Below are 20,515 nucleotides of genomic sequence, written 5' to 3'. Positions count from 1 at the left end.
AGTCACCTCGGTGCATCAGGGATACCCGGTTGATGCCATCGCAGGCAAGCCTGCTCCCACAGGGGGATCGTGTGCACACCCTTAAATCCCGCACAATTTGCGTAACAGCTCGGTGTCCAGGTGGTTTTCCACCAAGTCGGCCAAGCGCTCGATATCGCGCTCGCGCAAGGCGTGGTAGTCGACCTCCTGCACATCCTGCAAACCCGCCCAGCGCAGCAAGGCGCTACACGCCGCCGGGCTTTCAAACAAACCATGCAGGTAGGTCCCAAGAATTTGCCCATCGGCACTTTGTGCGCCATCACAGCGACCGTCTTCCAGGACCACAGCAGCATTCGACAACGCATCCCCCGTCGTCACACCCGCATGAATCTCATAACCGCTGACCTCGGCATCCTCCAGCACCAAACGCCCACGCACATTACGCAACTGCTTCTCTTCTTCGAGCGTGGTGCTGAACGCCAGCAAACCCAGGCCATCGCTGGATCCGGCAGCCCCTTCCAGGCCCAGCGGGTCATGCACCTGCTCGCCGAGCATCTGTAGGCCACCGCAAATACCCAGCACCTTGCCGCCATAGCGCAAGTGCCGCGCCACGGCGGTGTCCCAGCCGTTGGCGCGCAGATAGGCCAAGTCGCTGCGCACACTTTTCGAGCCGGGGAGGATGATCAGGTCGGCAGCCGGGATCGGCTGGCCAGGCCCAATAAATTGCAGATCCACTTGGGGATGCAGGCGCAGCGGGTCGAAATCCGTGTGGTTGCTGATGCGCGGCAGCACGGGCACCACCACCTTGAGTACCTGGGCCGCCTTGTCGATCTGGCGCTGATCAATACCGTCTTCGGCTTCCAGGTGCAGGTCCATCACGTAGGGCAACACGCCCACCACCGGCTTGCCGGTGCGCGCTTCCAGCCAGTCCAGGCCGGGCTGCAGCAGCGCGATGTCACCGCGAAAACGGTTGATGATGAAACCTTTGACCCGCGCCTGCTCCGTGGGCGACAGCAGTTCCAGAGTGCCGACCAGATGGGCAAACACCCCGCCGCGATTGATATCGGCGATCAGCAACACCGGGCAATCCACCGCCTCGGCGAAGCCCATGTTGGCGATGTCATTGGCGCGCAGGTTGATCTCCGCCGGGGAGCCCGCGCCTTCCACCATCACCACCGAGTAAGCCTGGCTCAAGCGTGCGTGGGAGGCCAGCACCGCCTGCATCGCGATGGCCTTGTAGTCGTGATAGGCCACCGCGTTCATGGTGGTGACGGCGCGACCATGGATGATCACTTGGGAGCCGGTGTCGCTGTTGGGCTTGAGCAACACCGGATTCATGTCGGTGTGCGGCGCCAGGTGGGCGGCCTGGGCCTGCACGGCCTGGGCGCGGCCGATTTCGCCGCCTTCGGCGGTCACGGCGCTGTTGAGCGCCATGTTCTGCGGCTTGAACGGCGCCACCGCTACGCCCTGGCGCACCAGCCAGCGGCACAGCGCCGTCACCAAGGTACTTTTGCCGGCGTCGGAGGTGGTGCCTTGCACCATCAGCGTACTCATGCGGCGTCCTTATAGGCGACCAGGGCTTGGTCCAGGCGCAGCCAGTCGGCCTCGGTGTCGGGCAGGCCAAAGCGCAGACTGCTGTCGTGGACAAACAGCCGGAGCAAGATGCCGCGCTGGGCCATGAATTCATGCATGCGTTCGGCGTGGGGCGTGATCAGCCATTGAAACAACGCGCAGCCGCCCTGGGGTTGGAAGCCGTGGCGGTCGAGCAAGGCAAACAGACGCTGGCCCGCCTCGATGCAACGCGTGCGCTGGCGCACATGCCCTGCCGTGTCGCGCAAGCACACCTGGCCCAACACCCGCGTCGGTCCGCTGACCGCCCAGGGGCCGACCTGCTCGGCCAGCAACTTGAGCAGCTTGCGCTCGGCCAACACAAAGCCCAGCCGCACCCCGGCCAGGCCGAAGAACTTACCGAATGAGCGCAACACGATCAGGCCAACCTGATGGGCCTGGGCCGCCAGGCTCAGTTGAGGGGTGACGTCCATGAACGCTTCGTCCACCACCAGCCATCCGCCACGCTGGGCCAGCCGCGAATGCCAGTCCAGCAGGCGTTGCGGAGTCAAGCTCAGGCCGGTGGGGTTGTTGGGGTTGACCACCACCAGCACGTCGAGGCCATCGAGAAAGAAGTCGACTTCCTGCTCCTGCACTTCGCGCACCACATAGCCGGCGCGGCGCCAGGCTTCGGCGTGTTCCGCGTAGCACGGTGACAGCACGCCGACTTTGCCGGCGCGGCGCAGGCGAGGCAGCAACTGGATGGCGGCCTGGGAACCGGGCACTGGCAACAGGTGCGCAGCGCCGTAGTATTCGCTGGCAGCCTGCTCCAGGCCATCGTCGGTTTCCGGCAGGCGCGCCCAGGCCCGCAGCGGGATCTCGGGGATCGGCCAGGGCCAGGGCGCGAGGCCGCTGGACAGATCAAGCCAATCGGCCTCGGCTATTCCGTATTGAATCGCCGCCTTGCGCAACCGGCCACCGTGCTCAAGCATAGAATTGCGCCCCCGCGCATAGGATCAGCAGCCACAACCATACGCCGCGCTGCACCAGTTGCCAGCCCCGCTCGATGGAATCGGCATCCGCCGCCGGGCCTTCGCCCAATTGCGGACGCTGGTGCACTTCACCGTGATAGATCGCGGCGCCGCCCAACTCCACGCCCAGGGCACCAGCACCCGCCGCCATGACCGGACCAGCGTTAGGGCTGTCCCAGGTCGGGCCTTGGGTGCGCCAGCATTTGAGCGCCAGGCGCGTCTTGCCCAGTACGGCGTAGGTCAAGGCCACCAAGCGTGCAGGAATGTAGTTCAGCACGTCGTCGATCTTGGCCGCAGCCCAACCGAAGCGTTCGAAGCGTTCGTTGCGATAGCCCCACATCGCATCGAGGGTGTTGCTCAGGCGGTAAAGCACCACACCCGGCACGCCCGCGACGACAAACCAGAAAATCGCAGCAAACACGGCATCGCTGCCGTTTTCCAGCACTGACTCGGTGGCGGCGCGGGCAACTTCAGTGCTGTCCAGTTCACTGGTCTGACGGCTCACCAAGTAGCTGACGCGTTTGCGCGCTTCCTCGAGGTCATCACTGCGCAAGGCCTGGGCCACCGGGATCACATGCTCGCCGAGGCTGCGCATGCCGAGGGCGCAATACAGCGCCAGGATCTCCAATACCCAGCCGATGTAAGGTGCCCACGATAAAGCCGTCGCCAGCAGGGTCAGCGGCACCACGGCGATAAACCATGCAGTCACGCCATGGCTGCGCCAGCCGCGGCCACCGGTATTGAAACGTTGCTCGATGCGCCCGGCGAAATTGCCGAACGCCACCAGCGGATGCCAGCGCCTGGGTTCGCCCAGCAGCGCATCCAGCGCGACTGCAGCGACACACAGCAAAGCCACACTCATTGACTCACTCCCCACCCATTCTCATACACCATGTCACTCAGCGGCCGAGGCTCGGTCCAGCCTTCGAGTTGCAACATCGGTGCCGGGTAGAACTCGGCCACCGGCCCCAGGCACAGCACGGCCAACGGTTTCGCGCCGGGCGGCAACCCCAGCAGATCGGCCAGGGCCTGGGGTTCGAACAGCGAGACCCAGCCCATGCCCAGCCCTTCTACTCGGGCCGCCAGCCATAGATTCTGGATAGCACAGGACAATGACGCCATGTCCATTTCCGGCAAGGTGCGCCGGCCAAAGATGTGGCGTTCGCGATCATCCATCAACGCCGCCACCAGCACTTCGGCGCAGTCGTGGATGCCTTCGACCTTGAGCTTCATGAACTCATCGGAGCGCTCACCCAGGGCTTCGGCGGTACGTACGCGTTCTTCTTCCACCAACTGTTGAATCTGCCCACGCAGCTGGCGGTCGCTGATGCGGATAAAACGCCAGGGCTGCATCAGGCCGACGCTGGGTGCCTGGTGCGCGGCCTGGAGCAGGCGATGAAGCAATTCGGGGGCGACGGTGCCGCCGCTGAAGTGGCGCATGTCACGACGTTCGGCGATGGCGCGGTAAACAGCCTGGCGGTCGGCCTCGGGAAAGGCGTTGTCGGTCATGGCCTCATCGCCGGCAAGCCGGCTCCTACAAGATCGGGCGCGAACAATGCGGCCACCGCGTGGGGATTCGAGGGGAAATAGAAATGTACGTAGGACGCCGTCATCCGCCCCTGGCGATAAACCGCCTCGGCACCGCGCCCGCCATTGGGGCTCAGGCCACGGGCAATCGGCTGCCATTCGGTGGTGGTCAGCGAGTGGTGATAGGTATGGCCGCGCAGCGTGCCTTCAGGCAAGTCGACATTTTGCAGCGCCAAGGCCGCGAGTTTCTTCTGCATCACCGCATCGCCTTGCAGCAAACCCACCAGTTCGGCGCGAGTGCCGTCGACATCGGTCAGCGAGTCCAGCAGGTAGAGCATGCCGCCGCATTCGGCGAGCAGCGGTTTACCGGCGGCATGATGAGCGCGGATGGCATCGAGCATCGGGGTATTTTGCGACAGCGCCTGGTGGTGCAGTTCCGGGTAACCACCGGGCAGGTAGAGGCTGTCGGCGTCAGGCAATTGGCGATCGTGGATCGGCGAGAAAAACTTCAGCTCGGCGCCCATTGCCCGCAACAGGTCAAGGCTGGCGCCATAGGTGAACGCGAAGGCTTCGTCGCGGGCCACGGCGATGCGCACGCCATTAAGCAGTGGCGCAGCGTCGATCACTTCAGGCGCGGCAAAAGTGACCGGCGGCGGCAAGGCGACTTCGCAACTGCTGCCCAGCGCTTGGGCGGCGGCATCGAGACGTACATCGAGGTCATTCAGTTCGCTCGCCTGCACCAGGCCCAAGTGACGGCTAGGCAGTTCGATACCGGTCTCGCGAGACAACGCGCCGTACCAGCGCAGGCCTTCGGTGAGGCTGCCTTCAAGCAATTGCGCATGGCGCAGGGTGCCAACGCGGTTGGCCAGCACGCCGGCGAACGGCAAATCTGGCTGATAACGCGCCAGGCCCAGGGCCAACGCGCCAAAGGTCTGGGCCATGGCGGTGCCGTCAATCACGCCCAAGACAGGCACGCCGAAGTGTCGCGCCAGGTCGGCGCTGGACGGCGTGCCGTCAAACAGGCCCATCACGCCTTCGATCAGGATCAGGTCCGCCTCCCCCGCCGCTTCCCACAGCAAACGGCGACTTTCCTGCTCGCCCACCATCCACATGTCCAGTTGATACACCGGCGCACCGCTGGCGCGTTCGTGGATCATCGGGTCAAGGAAATCCGGGCCGCATTTGAACACGCGCACCTTGCGCCCCAGGTTGCGGTGCAAACGGGCCAGCGCGGCGGTGACAGTGGTTTTGCCCTGGCCGGACGCCGGTGCGGCGATCAAGACGGCCGGGCAATGACGGGGCTGATTCAAAGTTCGACGCCCTTCTGTGCCTTGATACCAGCCTGGAACGCGTGCTTGAGCATGCCCATTTCGGTGACGGTGTCGCCCATTTCGATCAGCTCAGGCTTGGCGCCACGGCCGGTGACCACCACGTGTTGCATCGGCGGGCGGGCTTGCAGGTCGCTGAGTACCTGGTCCAGGTCGAGGTAGCCGTGCTTGAGGGCGATGTTCAGCTCATCAAGTACGACAAGACCAATAGAAGGGTCCTGCAGCAGCTCGCGGGAAACCGCCCAGGCGGCTTCGGCGGCGGCAATGTCGCGCTGGCGGTCCTGGGTTTCCCAGGTAAAGCCTTCGCCCATGACGTGAAAGCGCACTTGCTCGGGGAAACGGCGGAAGAACAACTCTTCACCCGTACTGTTGCGCCCCTTGATGAACTGCACCACGCCGCACTGCATGCCGTGGCCCATGGCCCTGGCCAGCATGCCGAACGCGGAGCTGCTCTTGCCTTTGCCGTTGCCGGTCAACACCAGCAGCAGGCCGCACTCGTTCGGGGAATTGGCGATGCGTTCATCGATCACGGCTTTTTTGCGCAGCATGCGCGTCAGGTGGCGTTCGTCGCGGTCGGGGGAATCGGTCATGGCAGCTCTCCGTTGGGGCTGGACAAAAACGGCGGGCAGGAAAAAGAAAAAACAGACAGCCAAGCATCGCCCACCGTGATGCTGTTGGATGTTGCAGGCCGGTCTCCGGGCTCATGAGTGGCGCACGTCTTATAGACACGCAGACCGGCGCTGCGCCTTCCCATATCGCGAGCGATACAGTGGCAAAAGGCAGCGTCTTGACTCATTTACCGTTGCGGGGGCAGCGCCGGAATCGCGGCAGCACTGTGTACAAGTGCGCTCACTCACCGGCTTCCCTGTTTCACTCCGTCGACCCATGGGTCACAGAGCACCTGGAACAAGCGGCGAAGGGTAGTAGGTTGAGGGGCGAGCTGCAAGCTTCAAGCAGATAGCCGCAAGCAGGCATCACCCCCCTTGCAGCTTGAAGCTTGAAACTTGCCGCTGCTTCTTACGGATTCCGCGCCAGATTCCCCGGCAATACGCGCTTGGCGCTCAGGTAGGCATTCTGCCAATACGCCTTGGACAAGGTGTCCAACTTCACCGTACCGCCGGTTTGCGGCGCGTGCACAAAGCGGCCTTCACCGACGTAGATGCCCGCGTGACTGACCTGTGAACCGCCACCTGTAGCGAAGAACAGCAAGTCGCCAGTCTGCAGATTTTGCTCGCTGACATCCTGCGCGCGCATCACGATCAGTTCACGGGTGGTACGCGGCAGGGAGATGCCAGCAGCGTCGCGGAAGACAAACCCGATCAGGCCACTGCAATCAAACCCGGAGTCCGGTGTATTGCCGCCCCAACGGTAAGGCGTGCCGACCAGGCCCAGCGCGCGGAAGAGTACGTCTTCAGCCGCAGGCGAGAAATTCTGGGTGGAATAGTTGAACACCGGCTTGGGTTTAACCGCTACAGGCGCGGGCGGTGGACGACTTGCGCAGGCGCTGAGCAGCGCGGCGCAAAGAATAAGGATCAGGCGGGCCGAGGTCGACATGGGCAGAACAATCCTGGTCTGGATGCGGCTTTCGCTGCCGAACGCTGAAAACCAGAACGCGCAAGCAAAGCTCGCGCGAACGGATTACAACAATGTCCAGGGATTCTAGCGCTTACACGTCAAACTTCAAGTATCACTTTAAGTTTACTTGCTAGCGGTAACCGTCGTCGGGGCCATGGCGAGTGCGCGCTTGGCTTCGATGAAGGTTTTGCTCCAGTAGCTGTCACCCAGGTTGTCGACTCGGACACCGCCACTGCGACGGCTGCTGGAGTGGATAAACTGGTTATCGCCCAGGTAGATACCGGCATGGCTTACACGACCACGACCCGCTGTACTGAAGAAAAGCAGATCACCCGGCTTGAGGTTGTTGCGCGCGACCAACGGTGCATCCACGTTGATCATTTCGCGGGTGGAGCGTGGCAGATTCATGCCAGCTTCTTCGCGAAACAGGTAGCCGATAAAACCGCTGCAGTCGAAACCGGCTTCAGAGGTGCCGCCAAAACGGTAACGGGTACCGATCAGGGACATCCCGCGTTCGAGGATGCTGTCGGCGAGAACTGGAAGCTGGTAAGGCTTGCTACCGGAGAAATTGGCCAGTTCTTTTTCCGTTGCCAGCTCTTCTTCATAAACAGAAGCAGACTGTGCAGCAACGAATTTTGCCTGATTTTGAACCTGTGGTTTTTGCTGTTCTGCCACCTGTTGAGGGTGGGAGGCGCAACCAAACAACAGGGTAACGAGTGCGAGGGGCACGAGGGGTGCGAAGCGATTTAGCATGGGCACGACCGTGGCTGATATGTAAAGAAGACGAGACTATGCCCACTATCACATCGATTTGCAAATTCAATCGTGATCTATGTGACTTCTTGTTTGGACTATGACATCTAAGCCCTTAACACCCTATATCTGCCTTTTGCGTAGCCAAACCGGCTCAAACGCAGGTTTTCTGGCGCCTGGAATTTGCCGAAAGCCGTAAAAACAGCGGGCTGGCTACCAACCCAAGGTTTCTTTCAAGAAGGGAATCGTCAGCTTGCGCTGGGCCTGCAAGGAAGCCTGATCGAGCTGTTCGAGCAGCTCGAACAACGCGCTCATGCTGCGCGTACCGCGGGTGAGAATAAAGTGCCCCACTTCGTCGGTGAGGTGCAGGCCGCGACGGGATGCGCGCAGTTGCAAGGCACGCAATTTGTCTTCGTCGGACAGCGGGCGCATTTGGAAGATCAGCGCCAGGGTCATGCGTGACTTGAGGTCGGCCAGCTTGATCGGCAATTCCCGTGGAGAGGTAGACGCGGCAATCAACAGGCGCCGGCCACTGTCACGCAAGCGGTTGAATAAGTGAAAAAGCGCCTCTTCCCACTCTGCCTTGCCAGCGATGGCTTGCAGATCGTCCAGGCACACCAACTCGTACTGCTCAAGATGGTCGAAGATGCCGATTCCGCGATCCATCAGCTCAGCCAAGGGCAGGTAAACCGCCGGTTCGCCCATCTGCTCGAAACGCAGGCACGCGGCCTGCAACAGGTGGGTACGCCCTACGCCGTGCTTGCCCCACAGATAGATCAGGCTTTCGGTCCACCCGGCGTCGGCTTCGCAGAGCCGCTCGACATAGCCGAGTGCAGCGGCATTGGCGCCTGGGTAGTAGTTGATAAAGGTGGCGTCGTCACGCAGACGCACACCCAAGGGCAGCTGAATCGGTTTCATGCTGACTGAACGGCTCCAAACGAACCGTTAGTGGCCTCTGTGTAAAGTTTGCAAAGTTTATACCCGTGACGCCGGGCGCACAATGCAACAGACCCCAAGCAAAATCAAAGGTTTGCGTTAACTTGTTGGATTTACGCAGATTGTTTGACACCCCAGCTTCAGAAACAACAAACCCGGCCTGGGCCGGGTTTGTTGCAGAGGGATTACAGATCGGGGTCTTCAACCCCCGTGTACACATCCGAATCCTTATACAAATCGTGTACATGACGCACCAGTACCATGATCACCGCTGCCACCGGCAGCGCCAGCAAGATACCGGTAAAGCCAAACAGCTCACCGCCCGCCAGGATCGCAAAGATCACTGCCACCGGGTGCAGGCCGATCCGATCACCCACCAGCAACGGCGTCAGCACCATGCCTTCGAGGGCCTGGCCGACCATGAACACCGCCACGATCCCCAGCATCGGGTAGAGGTCGCCGCCAAACTGGAACAGCCCCGCCACCAACGCCGCGCCGATACCGATCACAAAGCCCATATAAGGCACGATTGCGGCAAGACCGGCAATCAGGCCGATCAACAGGCCCAGCTCCAGGCCGATGGCCATCAAGCCAGCGGCGTAGATGATCCCCAGGGCCAGCATCACCAGCAATTGGCCGCGCACAAAGGCGCCAAGCACTTCATGACACTCCTCGGCCAGAGACACGATGCGCTCTTCGCGATTACGCGGCAGCAGGCTGCGAATCTTGGCCATCATGATGTCCCAGTCGCGCAGCAGGTAGAACGCTACCACCGGGATCAGCACCAGGTTGGTCAGCCAGCCGATCAACGCCAGGCTGGACGCCGTGGCCTGACTGAGGACCACACCGACGATATCGGTGGTCTGCCCCATATGCTCGCTGATGGCCGCCTTGACCTTGTCAAACTTCCAGAAGCCATCCGACAACCCCAACTTCGCCTGAGCCCACGGCATCGCTGTGTGCTGCAACCAATCGAGCATCTGCGGTGCCAGCTCATACAGGCGGAACAGTTGCTTGGCCAGCATCGGCACCAGCACCAGCACCAACGCCGTGATGATCAAGGTAAACAGGGCGAACACTGCCACCACGCCCCAGGTTCGCGACAACCCGGCTTTTTCCAGTCGATCCACCACCGGATCGAACAGATAGGCCAGCAGCAATGCGACCAGGAACGGCGTCAGGATCGAATGCAGCAGGAACACAAACACGCACAGCAGGACAATCCCGCCAAGCCACACCCAACGACGCGTATCCGCCATAAACCACTCCACCTATATAAAGAAGAAAACTGCTACCAACGAAAACGCAGTTGCGCCTGAGGTTCGGCAGCAACCGCAGGCTGAGTGCCGTCCACTACCGGTTGCTGGACCGGCGCTTCACCTGCGGGAACCTCCTGCAACTTGGCCAGGCTCAACTGGGTACGCAATTGATCGGCACTGCCATTGACGCGGTACACGATGCGATTGCCATCCACTAACTGCGGCTGACCGCCAAACGGCTCCAGCAGATGACCCAGTGCGGCATAACGCTCCAGGGTCATGCCCTGCACTTCCAGCAATTGTTCGGTGCTCACGCCGGGTTTGACCGCAAAGCGTGGCGCGAGCTTTTGGCTGACCGCCAGCATTACCGCGTCGGCCACAGCGCCGGTGTCAGCCCCTTGCGCGGTGCCCTGCTCGCTCTTGTCGCCCAGCCACAGGCGCCATTTGGCTTGCCATTGGCTGCCTTCCTGGCGCGCATGCACGGCCAGCAAAGCGTCGGCGCCGTAACGCTCGGAGGCGGCGCGCAACGGTGTGGCGTCAGCACTTTCCAGGTTCGGTGCGGTGGCGACCACCTGCTCATCCAGGTCGCCCAGCGGCAGGCGCAGCGGCAAGCCACGGTGTTGCGCGGCACGGCGCAGCGCCTGGGCGACGGTCTGGCCATCACCTACCAGGCTGCTGCCTTCGGTGGAGTCGTTCAGCCACCAGCCAAGGATCGACGGCCGATTGCTGCCCCAGATCGACAAGCCCGCTTCGCGCAGGACGCGATCAGTGCTTACCGGGTCGAAATCCACTTGCAGGCTTTCCGGCGGGCCGGCGTCATAGCCGTACTGGCTGATAATTTGTTGCGGATCTTTACGAACGGCCGCCAAACCTGGGCCCTCGGCGGCCTTGGCGTCGCCGGTCAGGCGGATCACCAGGGTCTGCACCGCACGCTGGGTGGCCTGGTCGCGCTCTTGGGGCGACTGGCTGCTGACGGGTTCGAGTACTTGATAAAGGCCATTGAGGGTTTCGGCATGACTCGCCAGGCTGACCAACGACAAGCAGCCTACAAAGAAGAATTTACACAGACGCATGGAAGATTCCCGAACGACAAATTTAGCGGCTGGAACAGACCGCGTGAACTCGGTTTGCCAAGGCTGTGACCACGGCGACCGATAAAACATTCACAGGGTCTTGGTAAGTTTTCGTACTGTCACAACGCTAGCGCAGTAAAGGCTATACCTTAATACGCGCCAAAGCAGACTCGATTAGCATTTTTTTAACGCCATATGCCCCTGCCCGTCGGCCCGAGGATGGCCGCTGCCCCTCAAGCCTGATAAAATCGCGCGCCTTCGCAGACCGTCAACGGCGTGGCCTTTATAAAAGCCCCCGCCCGCTCGGTCGTTACCCCTGAATCCCCCCTAAAGGCCTGGATCATGAGCAAGCAACCCTCCCTGAGCTACAAGGACGCCGGTGTAGACATCGACGCCGGTGAAGCATTGGTCGAACGCATCAAGAGCGTCGCCAAGCGCACTGCGCGCCCCGAAGTCATGGGCGGCCTGGGCGGTTTTGGCGCCCTCTGCGAAATCCCGGCCGGCTACAAGCAGCCTGTCCTGGTGTCCGGCACCGACGGCGTGGGCACCAAGCTGCGCCTGGCACTGAACCTGAACAAGCACGACACCATCGGTATCGACCTGGTTGCCATGTGCGTCAATGACCTGGTGGTGTGCGGCGCAGAGCCGCTGTTCTTCCTGGACTACTACGCCACCGGCAAGCTGAACGTGGACACCGCTGCACAAGTGGTGACCGGTATCGGCGCTGGCTGCGAGCTGTCGGGTTGCTCCCTGGTCGGCGGCGAAACCGCTGAAATGCCAGGCATGTACGAAGGCGAAGACTACGACCTGGCCGGCTTCTGCGTCGGCGTCGTGGAAAAAGCCGAAATCATCGACGGCTCCAAGGTTGCTGCCGGTGACGCCCTGCTGGCCCTGCCTTCTTCCGGCCCGCACTCCAACGGTTACTCGCTGATCCGCAAGATCATCGAAGTATCCGGCGCCGAGATCGAGAACACCCAGCTCGACGGCAAGCCGCTGACCGACCTGCTGATGGCCCCGACCCGCATCTACGTCAAGCCTCTGCTCAAGCTGATCAAGGACACTGGCGCCGTCAAGGCCATGGCCCACATCACCGGCGGCGGCCTGCTGGACAACATCCCGCGCGTGCTGCCAAAAGGCGCCCAGGCCATCGTTGACGTGGCCAGCTGGCAGCGTCCGGCAGTATTCGACTGGCTGCAAGAGAAAGGCAACGTCGACGAAACCGAGATGCACCGCGTGCTGAACTGCGGCGTAGGCATGGTCATCTGCGTGGCGCAAGAGCACGTTGAAACCGCGCTGAACGTCCTGCGTGAAGCTGGCGAGCAGCCTTGGGTCATCGGTCAGATCGCCACTGCCGCCGAAGGCGCGGCCCAGGTCGAACTGAAGAACCTCAAGGCTCACTGATGCCTGAGACCTGTGATGTCGTGGTGCTGCTTTCCGGCACCGGCAGTAACTTGCAGGCCCTGATCGACAGCACGCGCACCGGCGACAGCCCGGTGCGCATTGCTGCGGTGATCTCCAACCGCAGCGACGCCTACGGCCTGCAGCGCGCCAGGGACGCGGGCATCGACACCCGCTCGCTGGATCACAAGGCTTTCGACGGTCGCGAGGCCTTCGACAGCGCCTTGATCGAACTGATCGACGCCTTCAACCCCAAGCTCGTGGTACTCGCCGGTTTCATGCGCATCCTCAGCGCTGATTTCGTGCGGCATTACGCAGGGCGCCTGCTCAATATCCACCCTTCCCTGCTGCCCAAATACAAAGGCATGCACACGCACCAGCGTGCGCTCGATGCCGGCGACAGCGAGCACGGCTGCAGCGTGCACTTTGTCACCGAGGAACTCGATGGCGGGCCTCTGGTCGTACAGGCAGTGGTTCCGGTAGAGTCTGACGACTCGGCGCAGACGCTTGCGCAACGGGTTCACACCCAGGAACACAGGATTTACCCGCTGGCGGTTCGCTGGTTTGCCGAGGGGCGGTTGATTCTTGGTGACCAGGGTGCATTATTGGACGGTCAGTTACTCGCGGCCAGCGGCCACTTGATTCGAACCTAGGAGATTTTATGCGTCGCGCTTTGCTCTTCGCTTTTGCGCTGTTCGCCTTGCCAACGGTGCAAGCAGCAGACCTTCACCCTTTCTCCGTCAGCTACACCGCCGACTGGAAACAGTTGCCCATGAGTGGCTCGGCTGAACGCAGCCTGGCCAAGAATGGCGATGGCACCTGGACCTTGAACTTCAAGGCTTCCATGATGATCGCCAGCCTCACCGAAACCAGCGTGATCCTGTTTGACAAGGACGCCCTGCAACCGAAGAGCTACACCTTCGAGCGCGGTGGCCTGGGCAAGGCGAAGAAGATCAACCTGGACTTCGACCAGACCGCCAAGAAAGTCACCGGCTTTGAAAACAAGGACGCGGTCAACGTGCCCCTGCAAAGCGGTATGCTCGACAAGTCGACCTACCAGTTGGCCCTGCAGCGCGATGTGGCGGCCGGCAAGAAGAGCATGAGCTACAACGTGGTGGAAGGCACCGACGTCGACACCTACGACTTCCGCGTGATTGGCCCGGAAAAGGTCCAGACCAAGGTGGGCTCCATCGACGCGATCAAGGTCGAGCGCGTGCGTGACCCGACTCAGAGCAAGCGCATCACCCAGATGTGGTTTGCCAAGGACCAGGGCGGCATCCTGGTTGCCCTGCGTCAGGTGGAAACCGATGGCAAGGAATACAACATCATGTTGCAGGACGGTACCGTTGACGGTAAGGCTGTCAAAGGTAGCTGATCGGTAGATGGAATAAAGAGCCTCGCAGATGCGGGGCTTTTTTTCGTCTGGAGGTTTTGTGTTGACGCGTCTACCGCTATCGCAGGCAAGCCAGCTCCCACATTTGGAATGCATTTCAAAATGTGGGAGCTGGCTTGCCTGCGATAGCGGCGGTCCAGTCAATACGAGGCTGAAGCCTTACGCCAACATGAAACTTTTGTCATAAAACTCAACCCCCTTTGCCGCAATGTCGCGATTCACGCGGCCTGCAGGACTGTTGCATTTGCTGCAATGAATTGTTGCGCGAAAAGTCGGTTTACTTAGCAAGCTAACAAATCATATAACAAAGGCCTGCGACGACTTGCCGCAGATCCACCAGAGATTGGAGCAAGCAGATGACTGTAAAAGTAACTGAACGCGACGACGAACATATGTCCCACGAAGCACTGGGCCATGGGATTCACATCTGGGATGTACACCAACAAGACCTGTTGGTCGGCATGTTTCACAACGAGAGCGACGCTCATAATTATAAAAACGAGCTCGAAGCCCTTGAGATGAGACGCCAGGCGCAAGGCTCCTGAGACTCTGAAATTCGGCAGGCATCCAGCCCCACACAGCAGTTGGATTGCCTGCAAACAAAAACCCCGCCTTTTGAGCGGGGTTTGTTGTTTCTACAGCCTTACCACATCAGATCATCCGGGATCTGGTAGGCCGCGTACGGATCATCCTCGTCCGGCACCTGGCTCTCCGTCAGGATATTGAGCTGCACGATACGCTCCGGTGCGCGCTCCTGGATCTTCAGCGCCGCTTCGCGCGGGATCACCTCGTAGCTGCCGCCGTGGTGCACGATAGCCAGGGAGCCGTTGCTCAGCTTGTTGCGCATCAGTGTGTTGACCGACAGGCGCTTGACCTTCTTGTCATCCACGAAGTTGTAGTAGTCCTCGGTGGTCAGCTTGGGCAGGCGCGAAGTCTCGATCAGTTGCTTGACCTGGGCGGTGCGGGCCTTGGCCTCGGCTTTTTCCTGCTGCTGGCGGTTCAGTTCCTGGTCGCGCTTGACCTTCTCGGCGTGCGCCTCGGCTGCCAGGCGGGCCTGGGTGTCATCCGCCTCGATTTGGCCTTTATGGACCAGGCGCTGCTGCTTCTGTTTCTCTTTGCCGACCTGCTTGGCCTGCTTTTGGTTGACCAGACCTGCTTTGAGCAACTGGTCGCGAAGGGAAAGGCTCATGGTGCTTACTCACTTAGGCAACTGCTCAACCGCAGCTGGACACATTCTTTTCCTGACGTTTGGCTTCGCCCCACAGGGCGTCCATCGTTTCGAGGGTGCAATCTTCTATGGATTGGTGCGTATCGCGCAATGCCTGTTCGATAAATCGGAAGCGTCGTTCGAACTTGGCATTGGCGCCACGCAGCGCGGTTTCCGGGTCGACTTTGAGGTGACGGGCCAGGTTGACCGCCGCGAACAGCAGGTCACCGACCTCATCGGCAATGGCCACCGAATCGTTGTCGGCCATGGCTTCGAGCACTTCATCCAGCTCTTCGCGCACGTTATCCACCACCGGCAGGGCCGACGGCCAGTCGAAGCCGACCTGGCTGGCGCGCTTCTGCAATTTGGCGGCACGGGACAGGGACGGCAGCGCCGTGGGCACATCGTCCAGCAGGGAGAGCTGCTCCGGCGCAGCGGATTTTTCCGCACGCTCCTCGGCCTTGATCTGCTCCCAGCGTTCCTTGACCTGTTCTTCACTCAGTTGCGGGATATCCAGCGGTGCATACAGATCACCGGTAGGAAACACGTGGGGATGACGCCGGATCAGCTTGCGCGTGATGCTGTCGATCACCCCGGCGAATTCGAAGCGCCCTTCTTCGCGCGCCAACTGGCTGTAATACACCACCTGGAACAGCAGGTCGCCCAACTCGCCTTGCAGGTGATCGAAGTCGCCGCGCTCGATGGCGTCGGCCACTTCATAGGCTTCTTCCAAGGTGTGCGGGACGATGGTCGCGTAGGTTTGCTTGATGTCCCACGGGCACCCGTATTGCGGGTCCCGCAGGCGATTCATCAGGTGTAGCAGGTCTTCCAGCGAATACATCGACTCACTCATGGGGTACGGTTACGGCGTGTTTCAATGATGTTCGGCAACTGGGAAATCCGCCCCAGCAACCGCCCCAATGCGTCCAACCCCGGAATCTCGATCGTCAGGGACATCAACGCGGTGTTGTCCTCTTTGTTCGAGCGGGTGTTGACCGCCAGCACGTTGATCCGCTCGTTGAGCAGCACTTGCGACACGTCACGCAGCAAGCCGGAACGGTCGTAGGCGCGAATAATGATGTCCACCGGATAGGTGAGCACCGGCACCGGGCCCCAGCTGACCTGGATGATCCGCTCCGGCTCACGGCCGCCCAGTTGCAGCACCGAGGCGCAGTCCTGGCGGTGAATGCTCACGCCACGGCCCTGGGTGATGTAGCCGACGATGGCGTCACCCGGCAACGGCTGGCAGCAGCCGGCGATTTGGGTCATCAGGTTGCCGACGCCCTGGATCTGGATATCGCCGCGCTTGCCGGGTTTGTAGCCGGTGGCCTTGCGCGGGATCAGTTCCAGCTGTTCGCTGCCGCGCTCCGGCTCAACCAGTTGCTGGGCCAGGTTGACCAGTTGGGCCAGGCGCAGATCGCCGGCACCAAGGGCGGCGAACATGTCTTCGGCGATCTTCATGTTGGCTTTTTCGGCCAACTTGTCGAAGTCTACCTGGGGCAAACCGAGGCGCCCCAGTTCGCGTTCAAGCAAGGTTTTACCGGCGGCGACGTTTTGGTCGCGTGCCTGCAATTTGAACCAGTGGACGATCTTCGCCCGTGCCCGCGACGTGGTGATGTAGCCCAGGTTCGGGTTCAGCCAGTCGCGGCTCGGCGTGCCGTGTTTGCTGGTGATGATCTCGACCTGTTCACCGGTCTGCAGGCTGTAGTTGAGCGGCACGATGCGCCCGTTGATCTTGGCGCCCCGGCAGTTGTGGCCGATCTCGGTATGCACACGGTAGGCAAAGTCCAGCGGCGTGGCACCCTTGGGCAAGTCGATGGCGTGACCGTCCGGGGTGAAGATGTAGACCCGGTCAGGCTCGATATCCACGCGCAGCTGTTCGGCCAGGCCACCGATGTCGCCGAGTTCTTCGTGCCATTCCAGCACTTGGCGCAGCCAGGAGATCTTCTCTTCGTACTGGTTGGACCCGGCCTTGACGTCGGTGCCCTTGTAGCGCCAGTGCGCGCACACCCCCAGTTCGGCCTCTTCGTGCATGGCGTGGGTGCGGATCTGCACTTCCAGCACCTTGCCCTCGGGGCCGATCACCGCGGTGTGCAACGAGCGGTAGCCGTTTTCCTTGGGGTTGGCGATGTAGTCGTCAAACTCCTTGGGAATGTGCCGCCACAGGGTGTGGACAATACCGAGCGCGGTGTAGCAGTCGCGCATTTCCGGCACCAGTACGCGCACGGCCCGTACGTCGTAGATCTGGCTGAAGGCCAGGCCCTTGCGCTGCATTTTGCGCCAGATGGAATAGATGTGCTTGGCACGACCGCTGATGTCGGCATCGACGCCGGTGGCCTGCAACTCGGAGCGCAACTGGCCCATCACGTCGGTGATGAAGCGCTCGCGGTCCAGCCGCCGCTCGTGCAGCAGCGTGGCGATCTGTTTGTATTGATCGGGCTCGAGGTAGCGGAAGGACAAGTCCTCCAGCTCCCACTTGATATGGCCGATACCCAGGCGGTGCGCCAGCGGCGCATAGATATCGAAGACTTCGCGGGCAACGCGGTTGCGCTTCTCGTCGTCGGCAGTCTTCACCGCACGGATCGCGCAGGTACGCTCGGCCAGCTTGATCAGGGCGACACGCACGTCGTCGACCATCGCCACCAGCATCTTGCGCAGGTTCTCGACCTGGCCCTGGGTGCCCAGCACCATGGACTGGCGCGGGCTGAGGCTGGCGCTGATGGCGGCCATGCGCAGCACGCCGTCGATCAACTTGGCCACCACGGCGCCGAAACGCTGGCTGACGGTGGGCAACTGAATATGCCCTTCACGCACGCCGCGATAGAGCACGGCGGCAATCAGTGAATCCTGGTCCAGCTTGAGATCGGCGAGGATCTCGGCGATTTCCAACCCGGTGCGAAAGCTCGAAGTGCCTTCGGCCCACAGGTTCTTGGCCGCATTGTCTTGCTGCTCAGACTCGCGAGCGAACTCGCAGGCTGCTTTCAAGGCTTCACGGTCCAGTGCCGGGTCGACACTGATGGCATGATCCAGCCATGCCTCGAGATTGATACTGCCGTCGGTGTTGATCGGCTGGTGTGCTCTCACCTGTACCATCTTGCTTACCTTCCCTACGACGCACCTTTGATGCGCCAGAATTCATCGCCGACCTTCTACTGCTCCCTGGCAGATCACAGGCCCTGGAGACGACAGGCCGGTCGGATTAAACGGGCATCCTAGCCCGCTTCAAATAACGCCATCGCCTCGACATGCGCGGTTTGCGGAAACATGTCGAGGATCCCGGCACGTTTTAGCCGGTAGCCTTGCTTGACCAACTCAACCGTATCCCGCGCCAGCGTGGCCGGGTTGCAGGATACATACACCAGACGCTTGGCTCCCAGGGTCGCGAGCTTGCGCACAACCTCCAGGGCACCATCACGGGGTGGGTCCAAGAGTACCGCAGAAAAGCCCTGTTTGGCCCATTCCGCGTCAGTCAAAGGCTGGGACAAATCGGCCTGAAAAAACTGCGCATTATGCAAATCGTTGCTGACGGCGTTGACGGCCGCGCGGTCCACCATGGTCTGCACGCCTTCCACCGCCACCACTTCACGCACTTGGCGCGCCAGTGGCAGGGCAAAGTTGCCCAGGCCGCAAAACAGGTCCAGCACCCGTTCGTCGGGTTGTGGCGCCAGCCATTCCAGGGCCTGGGCGACCATAGCCTCGTTGACCCCGGCGTTGACCTGCACAAAATCGCCAGGTCGGTATGCCAGCTCCAGACCCCACTGTTCCAATCGAAAACCCAAGACTGAATCGACTTCGACCGGCTCAGGTTGACCCTCGCCATGCAGCCACAATTGGGCTTCATGGAAGGCGCAGAATTCCTTCAACACCTGCAGATCCGCTTCCGACAACGGCGCCATGTGCCGCAGCAACACGGCGATGGACGTACCGCTGAACAACTCCACATGCCCCAAGGCCTGCGGTTTGCTCAGGCGACGCAACATGTTCGGCAGACGCTGCATGATCGGTTGCAAGGCCTGTACCAGCACTGGGCAATCGTCGATGGCGACGATGTCCTGGCTGGCCACGGCGCGAAAACCTACTTCCAGCTGCTTCGCCTTGGCATCCCAGCGTACGGCGACGCGCGCTCGGCGACGGTAGCCGAACTCCGGCCCACTCAACGGTGCGGCCCACTCTTGCGGTTCGACACCGGCCACACGGGACAGTTGCTCGGCGAGCATGCGCTGTTTAAGGGCAAGTTGTTCGCCGTGGGGCAAATGCTGCACGCTGCAACCGCCGCAGCGGCCAACATGGGCGCACGGCGCCGGGCGGCGCAGTTCGCTGGCCTTGAACACGCGCTCGGTGCGCGCCTCGACGATCTTGCCGTGGGCACCCAACACTCGCGCTTCAACTTCTTCGCCGGCCAGCGCGCCATTCACGAACCAGATGCGGCCTTCAAAGAACACAATACCCCTGCCGTCATTGGCCAGGCGCTCGATGGTCAGGCGTTGTTTCTTGCCCACTGGGATCTGCGGGGCCCGGCTGCCGCCCGTCGGTTGGAAGCGCAGGCCTCTCTCGTGCTTGGCCATCAGTTGGGTTCGTCGAAGATGCCGGTCGACAGGTAGCGGTCGCCTCGGTCACAGATGATCGCGACGATCACCGCGTTTTCCACTTCCTGGGACAAGCGCAACATGCCGGCCACCGCGCCCCCGGACGACACGCCGCAGAAAATACCTTCTTCACGGGCCAGGCGGCGGGTGGTGTCTTCGGCTTCACGCTGGGCCATGTCGATGATGCGGTCCACACGAGTCGCGTTGTAGATCTTCGGCAGATACTCTTCGGGCCAGCGGCGGATACCGGGAATGGCCGAGCCTTCCATCGGTTGCAGGCCGACGATCTGGATCGCCGGATTCTGCTCCTTCAGGTAGCGGGAGTTGCCCATGATGGTGCCGGTGGTGCCCATGGAGCTGACGAAATGGGTGATTGAGCCCTGGGTCTGGCGCCAGATTTCCGGGCCGGTGGTGGTGTAGTGCGCCTCCGGGTTGTCACCGTTGGCGAACTGATCCAGCACCAGGCCACGGCCTTCGGCGGCCATGCGCTCGGCTAGGTCCCGTGCGCCTTCCATGCCCTCTTCCTGGGTCACCAGGATCAGCTGGGCGCCGTAGGCGGTCATCGCCGCCTTGCGTTCGGCGCTGCCGTTGTCGGGCATGATCAGGATCATCTTGTAGCCCTTGATCGCGGCGGCCATGGCCAAGGCGATCCCGGTGTTACCCGAAGTGGCTTCGATCAGGGTGTCGCCGGGCTTGATCTGCCCGCGCAGCTCGGCGCGGGTGATCATCGACAGCGCCGGGCGGTCCTTTACGGAACCGGCCGGGTTGTTCCCTTCGAGCTTGAGCAACAGGGTATTGCTGGTTTCACCCGCCATGCGTTGCAAGCGGACCAGGGGCGTGTTGCCGACGCAATCGGCGATTGTAGGGTACTGCAAGGTCATGGCGTATTCGCAATCCAGACTGCGGGGGCGAACATCATACC

General features: G+C 61.6%; 20 protein-coding genes and 1 riboswitch. Of the genes, 4 read left to right on the top strand and 16 right to left on the bottom strand.

Going from position 1 to position 20,515, the window contains the following annotated elements; genetic code table 11:
- Nucleotides 1-81: 81 nt before the first annotated feature.
- From EJ576_RS14845 to EJ576_RS14795, 11 genes are all read right to left on the bottom strand, one after another.
- Nucleotides 82-1,533 (bottom strand): cobyric acid synthase, encoded by a 1,452-nt coding sequence (locus EJ576_RS14845; protein ID WP_122726689.1) that lies wholly within the window; start codon nucleotides 1,531-1,533, stop codon nucleotides 82-84.
- Complete coding sequence (gene cobD, locus EJ576_RS14840; protein ID WP_126570614.1) at nucleotides 1,530-2,519, bottom strand: threonine-phosphate decarboxylase CobD; 990 nt, start codon at nucleotides 2,517-2,519, stop codon at nucleotides 1,530-1,532. The genes EJ576_RS14845 and cobD overlap by 4 nt, the downstream gene beginning before the upstream one ends.
- The gene (cbiB, locus tag EJ576_RS14835) at nucleotides 2,512-3,420 is read right to left on the bottom strand and encodes an adenosylcobinamide-phosphate synthase CbiB (RefSeq protein ID WP_016976523.1); all 909 of its coding nucleotides are present in this window, start codon (nucleotides 3,418-3,420) and stop codon (nucleotides 2,512-2,514) included. Before cbiB ends, cobD begins: the two co-directional genes overlap by 8 nt.
- Entirely contained in the window at nucleotides 3,417-4,067 is a 651-nt protein-coding gene (gene bluB, locus EJ576_RS14830; RefSeq protein ID WP_068937115.1) for a 5,6-dimethylbenzimidazole synthase, read from the bottom strand. The genes cbiB and bluB overlap by 4 nt, the downstream gene beginning before the upstream one ends.
- Nucleotides 4,064-5,395 (bottom strand): cobyrinate a,c-diamide synthase, encoded by a 1,332-nt coding sequence (locus tag EJ576_RS14825; protein ID WP_122726685.1) that lies wholly within the window; start codon nucleotides 5,393-5,395, stop codon nucleotides 4,064-4,066. The genes bluB and EJ576_RS14825 overlap by 4 nt, the downstream gene beginning before the upstream one ends.
- Nucleotides 5,392-6,003, bottom strand: coding sequence for a cob(I)yrinic acid a,c-diamide adenosyltransferase (gene cobO, locus EJ576_RS14820; protein ID WP_126570613.1), 612 nt, complete (start codon nucleotides 6,001-6,003; stop codon nucleotides 5,392-5,394). The genes EJ576_RS14825 and cobO overlap by 4 nt, the downstream gene beginning before the upstream one ends.
- Before the next feature lie 78 nt (nucleotides 6,004-6,081).
- Nucleotides 6,082-6,333: riboswitch (cobalamin riboswitch) on the bottom strand.
- Between the two features lie 97 nt (nucleotides 6,334-6,430).
- Nucleotides 6,431-6,967, bottom strand: a complete 537-nt coding sequence (locus tag EJ576_RS14815) for a C40 family peptidase (protein WP_028617370.1) — start codon at nucleotides 6,965-6,967, stop codon at nucleotides 6,431-6,433.
- Between the two features lie 144 nt (nucleotides 6,968-7,111).
- Nucleotides 7,112-7,741 carry a C40 family peptidase gene (locus tag EJ576_RS14810; RefSeq protein ID WP_016976518.1) on the bottom strand — a complete coding sequence of 210 codons (630 nt, stop codon included), beginning with the start codon at nucleotides 7,739-7,741 and terminating at the stop codon, nucleotides 7,112-7,114.
- Between the two features lie 213 nt (nucleotides 7,742-7,954).
- Nucleotides 7,955-8,659, bottom strand: a complete 705-nt coding sequence (hda, locus tag EJ576_RS14805; RefSeq protein WP_126570612.1) for a DnaA regulatory inactivator Hda — start codon at nucleotides 8,657-8,659, stop codon at nucleotides 7,955-7,957.
- Between the two features lie 203 nt (nucleotides 8,660-8,862).
- Nucleotides 8,863-9,936, bottom strand: a complete 1,074-nt coding sequence (locus tag EJ576_RS14800) for an AI-2E family transporter (RefSeq protein WP_038847700.1) — start codon at nucleotides 9,934-9,936, stop codon at nucleotides 8,863-8,865.
- Nucleotides 9,937-9,968: 32 nt separating this feature from the next.
- Complete coding sequence (locus EJ576_RS14795; RefSeq protein WP_122726681.1) at nucleotides 9,969-11,009, bottom strand: DUF2066 domain-containing protein; 1,041 nt, start codon at nucleotides 11,007-11,009, stop codon at nucleotides 9,969-9,971.
- 342 nt (nucleotides 11,010-11,351) lie between these two features.
- On the opposite strand from EJ576_RS14795, the gene purM reads away from it, so the two are divergent.
- From purM to EJ576_RS14775, 4 genes are all read left to right on the top strand, one after another.
- Complete coding sequence (gene purM, locus EJ576_RS14790) at nucleotides 11,352-12,410, top strand: phosphoribosylformylglycinamidine cyclo-ligase (protein WP_016976515.1); 1,059 nt, start codon at nucleotides 11,352-11,354, stop codon at nucleotides 12,408-12,410.
- Nucleotides 12,410-13,060 (top strand): phosphoribosylglycinamide formyltransferase, encoded by a 651-nt coding sequence (gene purN / locus EJ576_RS14785; protein WP_028617373.1) that lies wholly within the window; start codon nucleotides 12,410-12,412, stop codon nucleotides 13,058-13,060. Before purM ends, purN begins: the two co-directional genes overlap by 1 nt.
- Before the next feature lie 8 nt (nucleotides 13,061-13,068).
- On the top strand, nucleotides 13,069-13,782 hold the full coding sequence (locus EJ576_RS14780; RefSeq protein WP_028617374.1) for a DUF3108 domain-containing protein: 714 nt from the start codon (nucleotides 13,069-13,071) through the stop codon (nucleotides 13,780-13,782).
- Nucleotides 13,783-14,156: 374 nt separating this feature from the next.
- On the top strand, nucleotides 14,157-14,345 hold the full coding sequence (locus tag EJ576_RS14775) for a hypothetical protein (RefSeq protein WP_010208657.1): 189 nt from the start codon (nucleotides 14,157-14,159) through the stop codon (nucleotides 14,343-14,345).
- 98 nt (nucleotides 14,346-14,443) lie between these two features.
- Here the strand turns inward: EJ576_RS14775 and EJ576_RS14770 are convergent, their stop codons facing one another.
- The 5 genes from EJ576_RS14770 to cysM all read right to left on the bottom strand — a co-directional run bounded on the left by EJ576_RS14770 (nucleotide 14,444) and on the right by cysM (nucleotide 20,474).
- Nucleotides 14,444-14,989: a DUF2058 domain-containing protein gene (locus EJ576_RS14770; RefSeq protein ID WP_016976511.1), complete on the bottom strand. Its 546-nt coding sequence runs from the start codon at nucleotides 14,987-14,989 to the stop codon at nucleotides 14,444-14,446.
- Between the two features lie 25 nt (nucleotides 14,990-15,014).
- Nucleotides 15,015-15,848, bottom strand: coding sequence for a nucleoside triphosphate pyrophosphohydrolase (gene mazG, locus EJ576_RS14765; RefSeq protein WP_126570611.1), 834 nt, complete (start codon nucleotides 15,846-15,848; stop codon nucleotides 15,015-15,017).
- 8 nt (nucleotides 15,849-15,856) lie between these two features.
- On the bottom strand, nucleotides 15,857-18,100 hold the full coding sequence (gene relA / locus EJ576_RS14760) for a GTP diphosphokinase (RefSeq protein WP_122726677.1): 2,244 nt from the start codon (nucleotides 18,098-18,100) through the stop codon (nucleotides 15,857-15,859).
- Nucleotides 18,101-18,219: 119 nt separating this feature from the next.
- Nucleotides 18,220-19,572, bottom strand: a complete 1,353-nt coding sequence (rlmD, locus tag EJ576_RS14755; RefSeq protein WP_126570610.1) for a 23S rRNA (uracil(1939)-C(5))-methyltransferase RlmD — start codon at nucleotides 19,570-19,572, stop codon at nucleotides 18,220-18,222.
- Nucleotides 19,572-20,474, bottom strand: coding sequence for a cysteine synthase CysM (gene cysM, locus EJ576_RS14750; RefSeq protein WP_123474483.1), 903 nt, complete (start codon nucleotides 20,472-20,474; stop codon nucleotides 19,572-19,574). The genes rlmD and cysM overlap by 1 nt, the downstream gene beginning before the upstream one ends.
- Between the last annotated feature and the right edge of the window lie 41 nt (nucleotides 20,475-20,515).

It is taken from the genome of Pseudomonas sp. C 49-2, from assembly GCF_003970195.1.
In the GTDB taxonomy this organism is placed as follows: Bacteria; Pseudomonadota; Gammaproteobacteria; order Pseudomonadales; family Pseudomonadaceae; genus Aquipseudomonas; species Aquipseudomonas canadensis.
Note: the sequence above shows the minus strand (reverse complement) of the source record. Positions and strands in the feature narration are given on the sequence as shown.

Excerpts from the sequence above, each read along its gene's own strand:
- EJ576_RS14845 (WP_122726689.1), bottom strand. The coding sequence starts at position 1,533 with ATGAGTACGCTGATGGTGCAAGGCACCACCTCCGACGCCGGCAAAAGT.
- cobD (WP_126570614.1), bottom strand. The coding sequence starts at position 2,519 with ATGCTTGAGCACGGTGGCCGGTTGCGCAAGGCGGCGATTCAATACGGA.
- cbiB (WP_016976523.1), bottom strand. The coding sequence starts at position 3,420 with ATGAGTGTGGCTTTGCTGTGTGTCGCTGCAGTCGCGCTGGATGCGCTG.
- bluB (WP_068937115.1), bottom strand. The coding sequence starts at position 4,067 with ATGACCGACAACGCCTTTCCCGAGGCCGACCGCCAGGCTGTTTACCGC.
- cobO (WP_126570613.1), bottom strand. The coding sequence starts at position 6,003 with ATGACCGATTCCCCCGACCGCGACGAACGCCACCTGACGCGCATGCTG.
- EJ576_RS14815 (WP_028617370.1), bottom strand. The coding sequence starts at position 6,967 with ATGTCGACCTCGGCCCGCCTGATCCTTATTCTTTGCGCCGCGCTGCTC.
- EJ576_RS14810 (WP_016976518.1), bottom strand. The coding sequence starts at position 7,741 with ATGCTAAATCGCTTCGCACCCCTCGTGCCCCTCGCACTCGTTACCCTG.
- hda (WP_126570612.1), bottom strand. The coding sequence starts at position 8,659 with ATGAAACCGATTCAGCTGCCCTTGGGTGTGCGTCTGCGTGACGACGCC.
- EJ576_RS14800 (WP_038847700.1), bottom strand. The coding sequence starts at position 9,936 with ATGGCGGATACGCGTCGTTGGGTGTGGCTTGGCGGGATTGTCCTGCTG.
- EJ576_RS14795 (WP_122726681.1), bottom strand. The coding sequence starts at position 11,009 with ATGCGTCTGTGTAAATTCTTCTTTGTAGGCTGCTTGTCGTTGGTCAGC.
- purM (WP_016976515.1), top strand. The coding sequence starts at position 11,352 with ATGAGCAAGCAACCCTCCCTGAGCTACAAGGACGCCGGTGTAGACATC.
- purN (WP_028617373.1), top strand. The coding sequence starts at position 12,410 with ATGCCTGAGACCTGTGATGTCGTGGTGCTGCTTTCCGGCACCGGCAGT.
- EJ576_RS14780 (WP_028617374.1), top strand. The coding sequence starts at position 13,069 with ATGCGTCGCGCTTTGCTCTTCGCTTTTGCGCTGTTCGCCTTGCCAACG.
- EJ576_RS14775 (WP_010208657.1), top strand. The coding sequence starts at position 14,157 with ATGACTGTAAAAGTAACTGAACGCGACGACGAACATATGTCCCACGAA.
- EJ576_RS14770 (WP_016976511.1), bottom strand. The coding sequence starts at position 14,989 with ATGAGCCTTTCCCTTCGCGACCAGTTGCTCAAAGCAGGTCTGGTCAAC.
- mazG (WP_126570611.1), bottom strand. The coding sequence starts at position 15,848 with ATGTATTCGCTGGAAGACCTGCTACACCTGATGAATCGCCTGCGGGAC.
- relA (WP_122726677.1), bottom strand. The coding sequence starts at position 18,100 with ATGGTACAGGTGAGAGCACACCAGCCGATCAACACCGACGGCAGTATC.
- rlmD (WP_126570610.1), bottom strand. The coding sequence starts at position 19,572 with ATGGCCAAGCACGAGAGAGGCCTGCGCTTCCAACCGACGGGCGGCAGC.
- cysM (WP_123474483.1), bottom strand. The coding sequence starts at position 20,474 with ATGACCTTGCAGTACCCTACAATCGCCGATTGCGTCGGCAACACGCCC.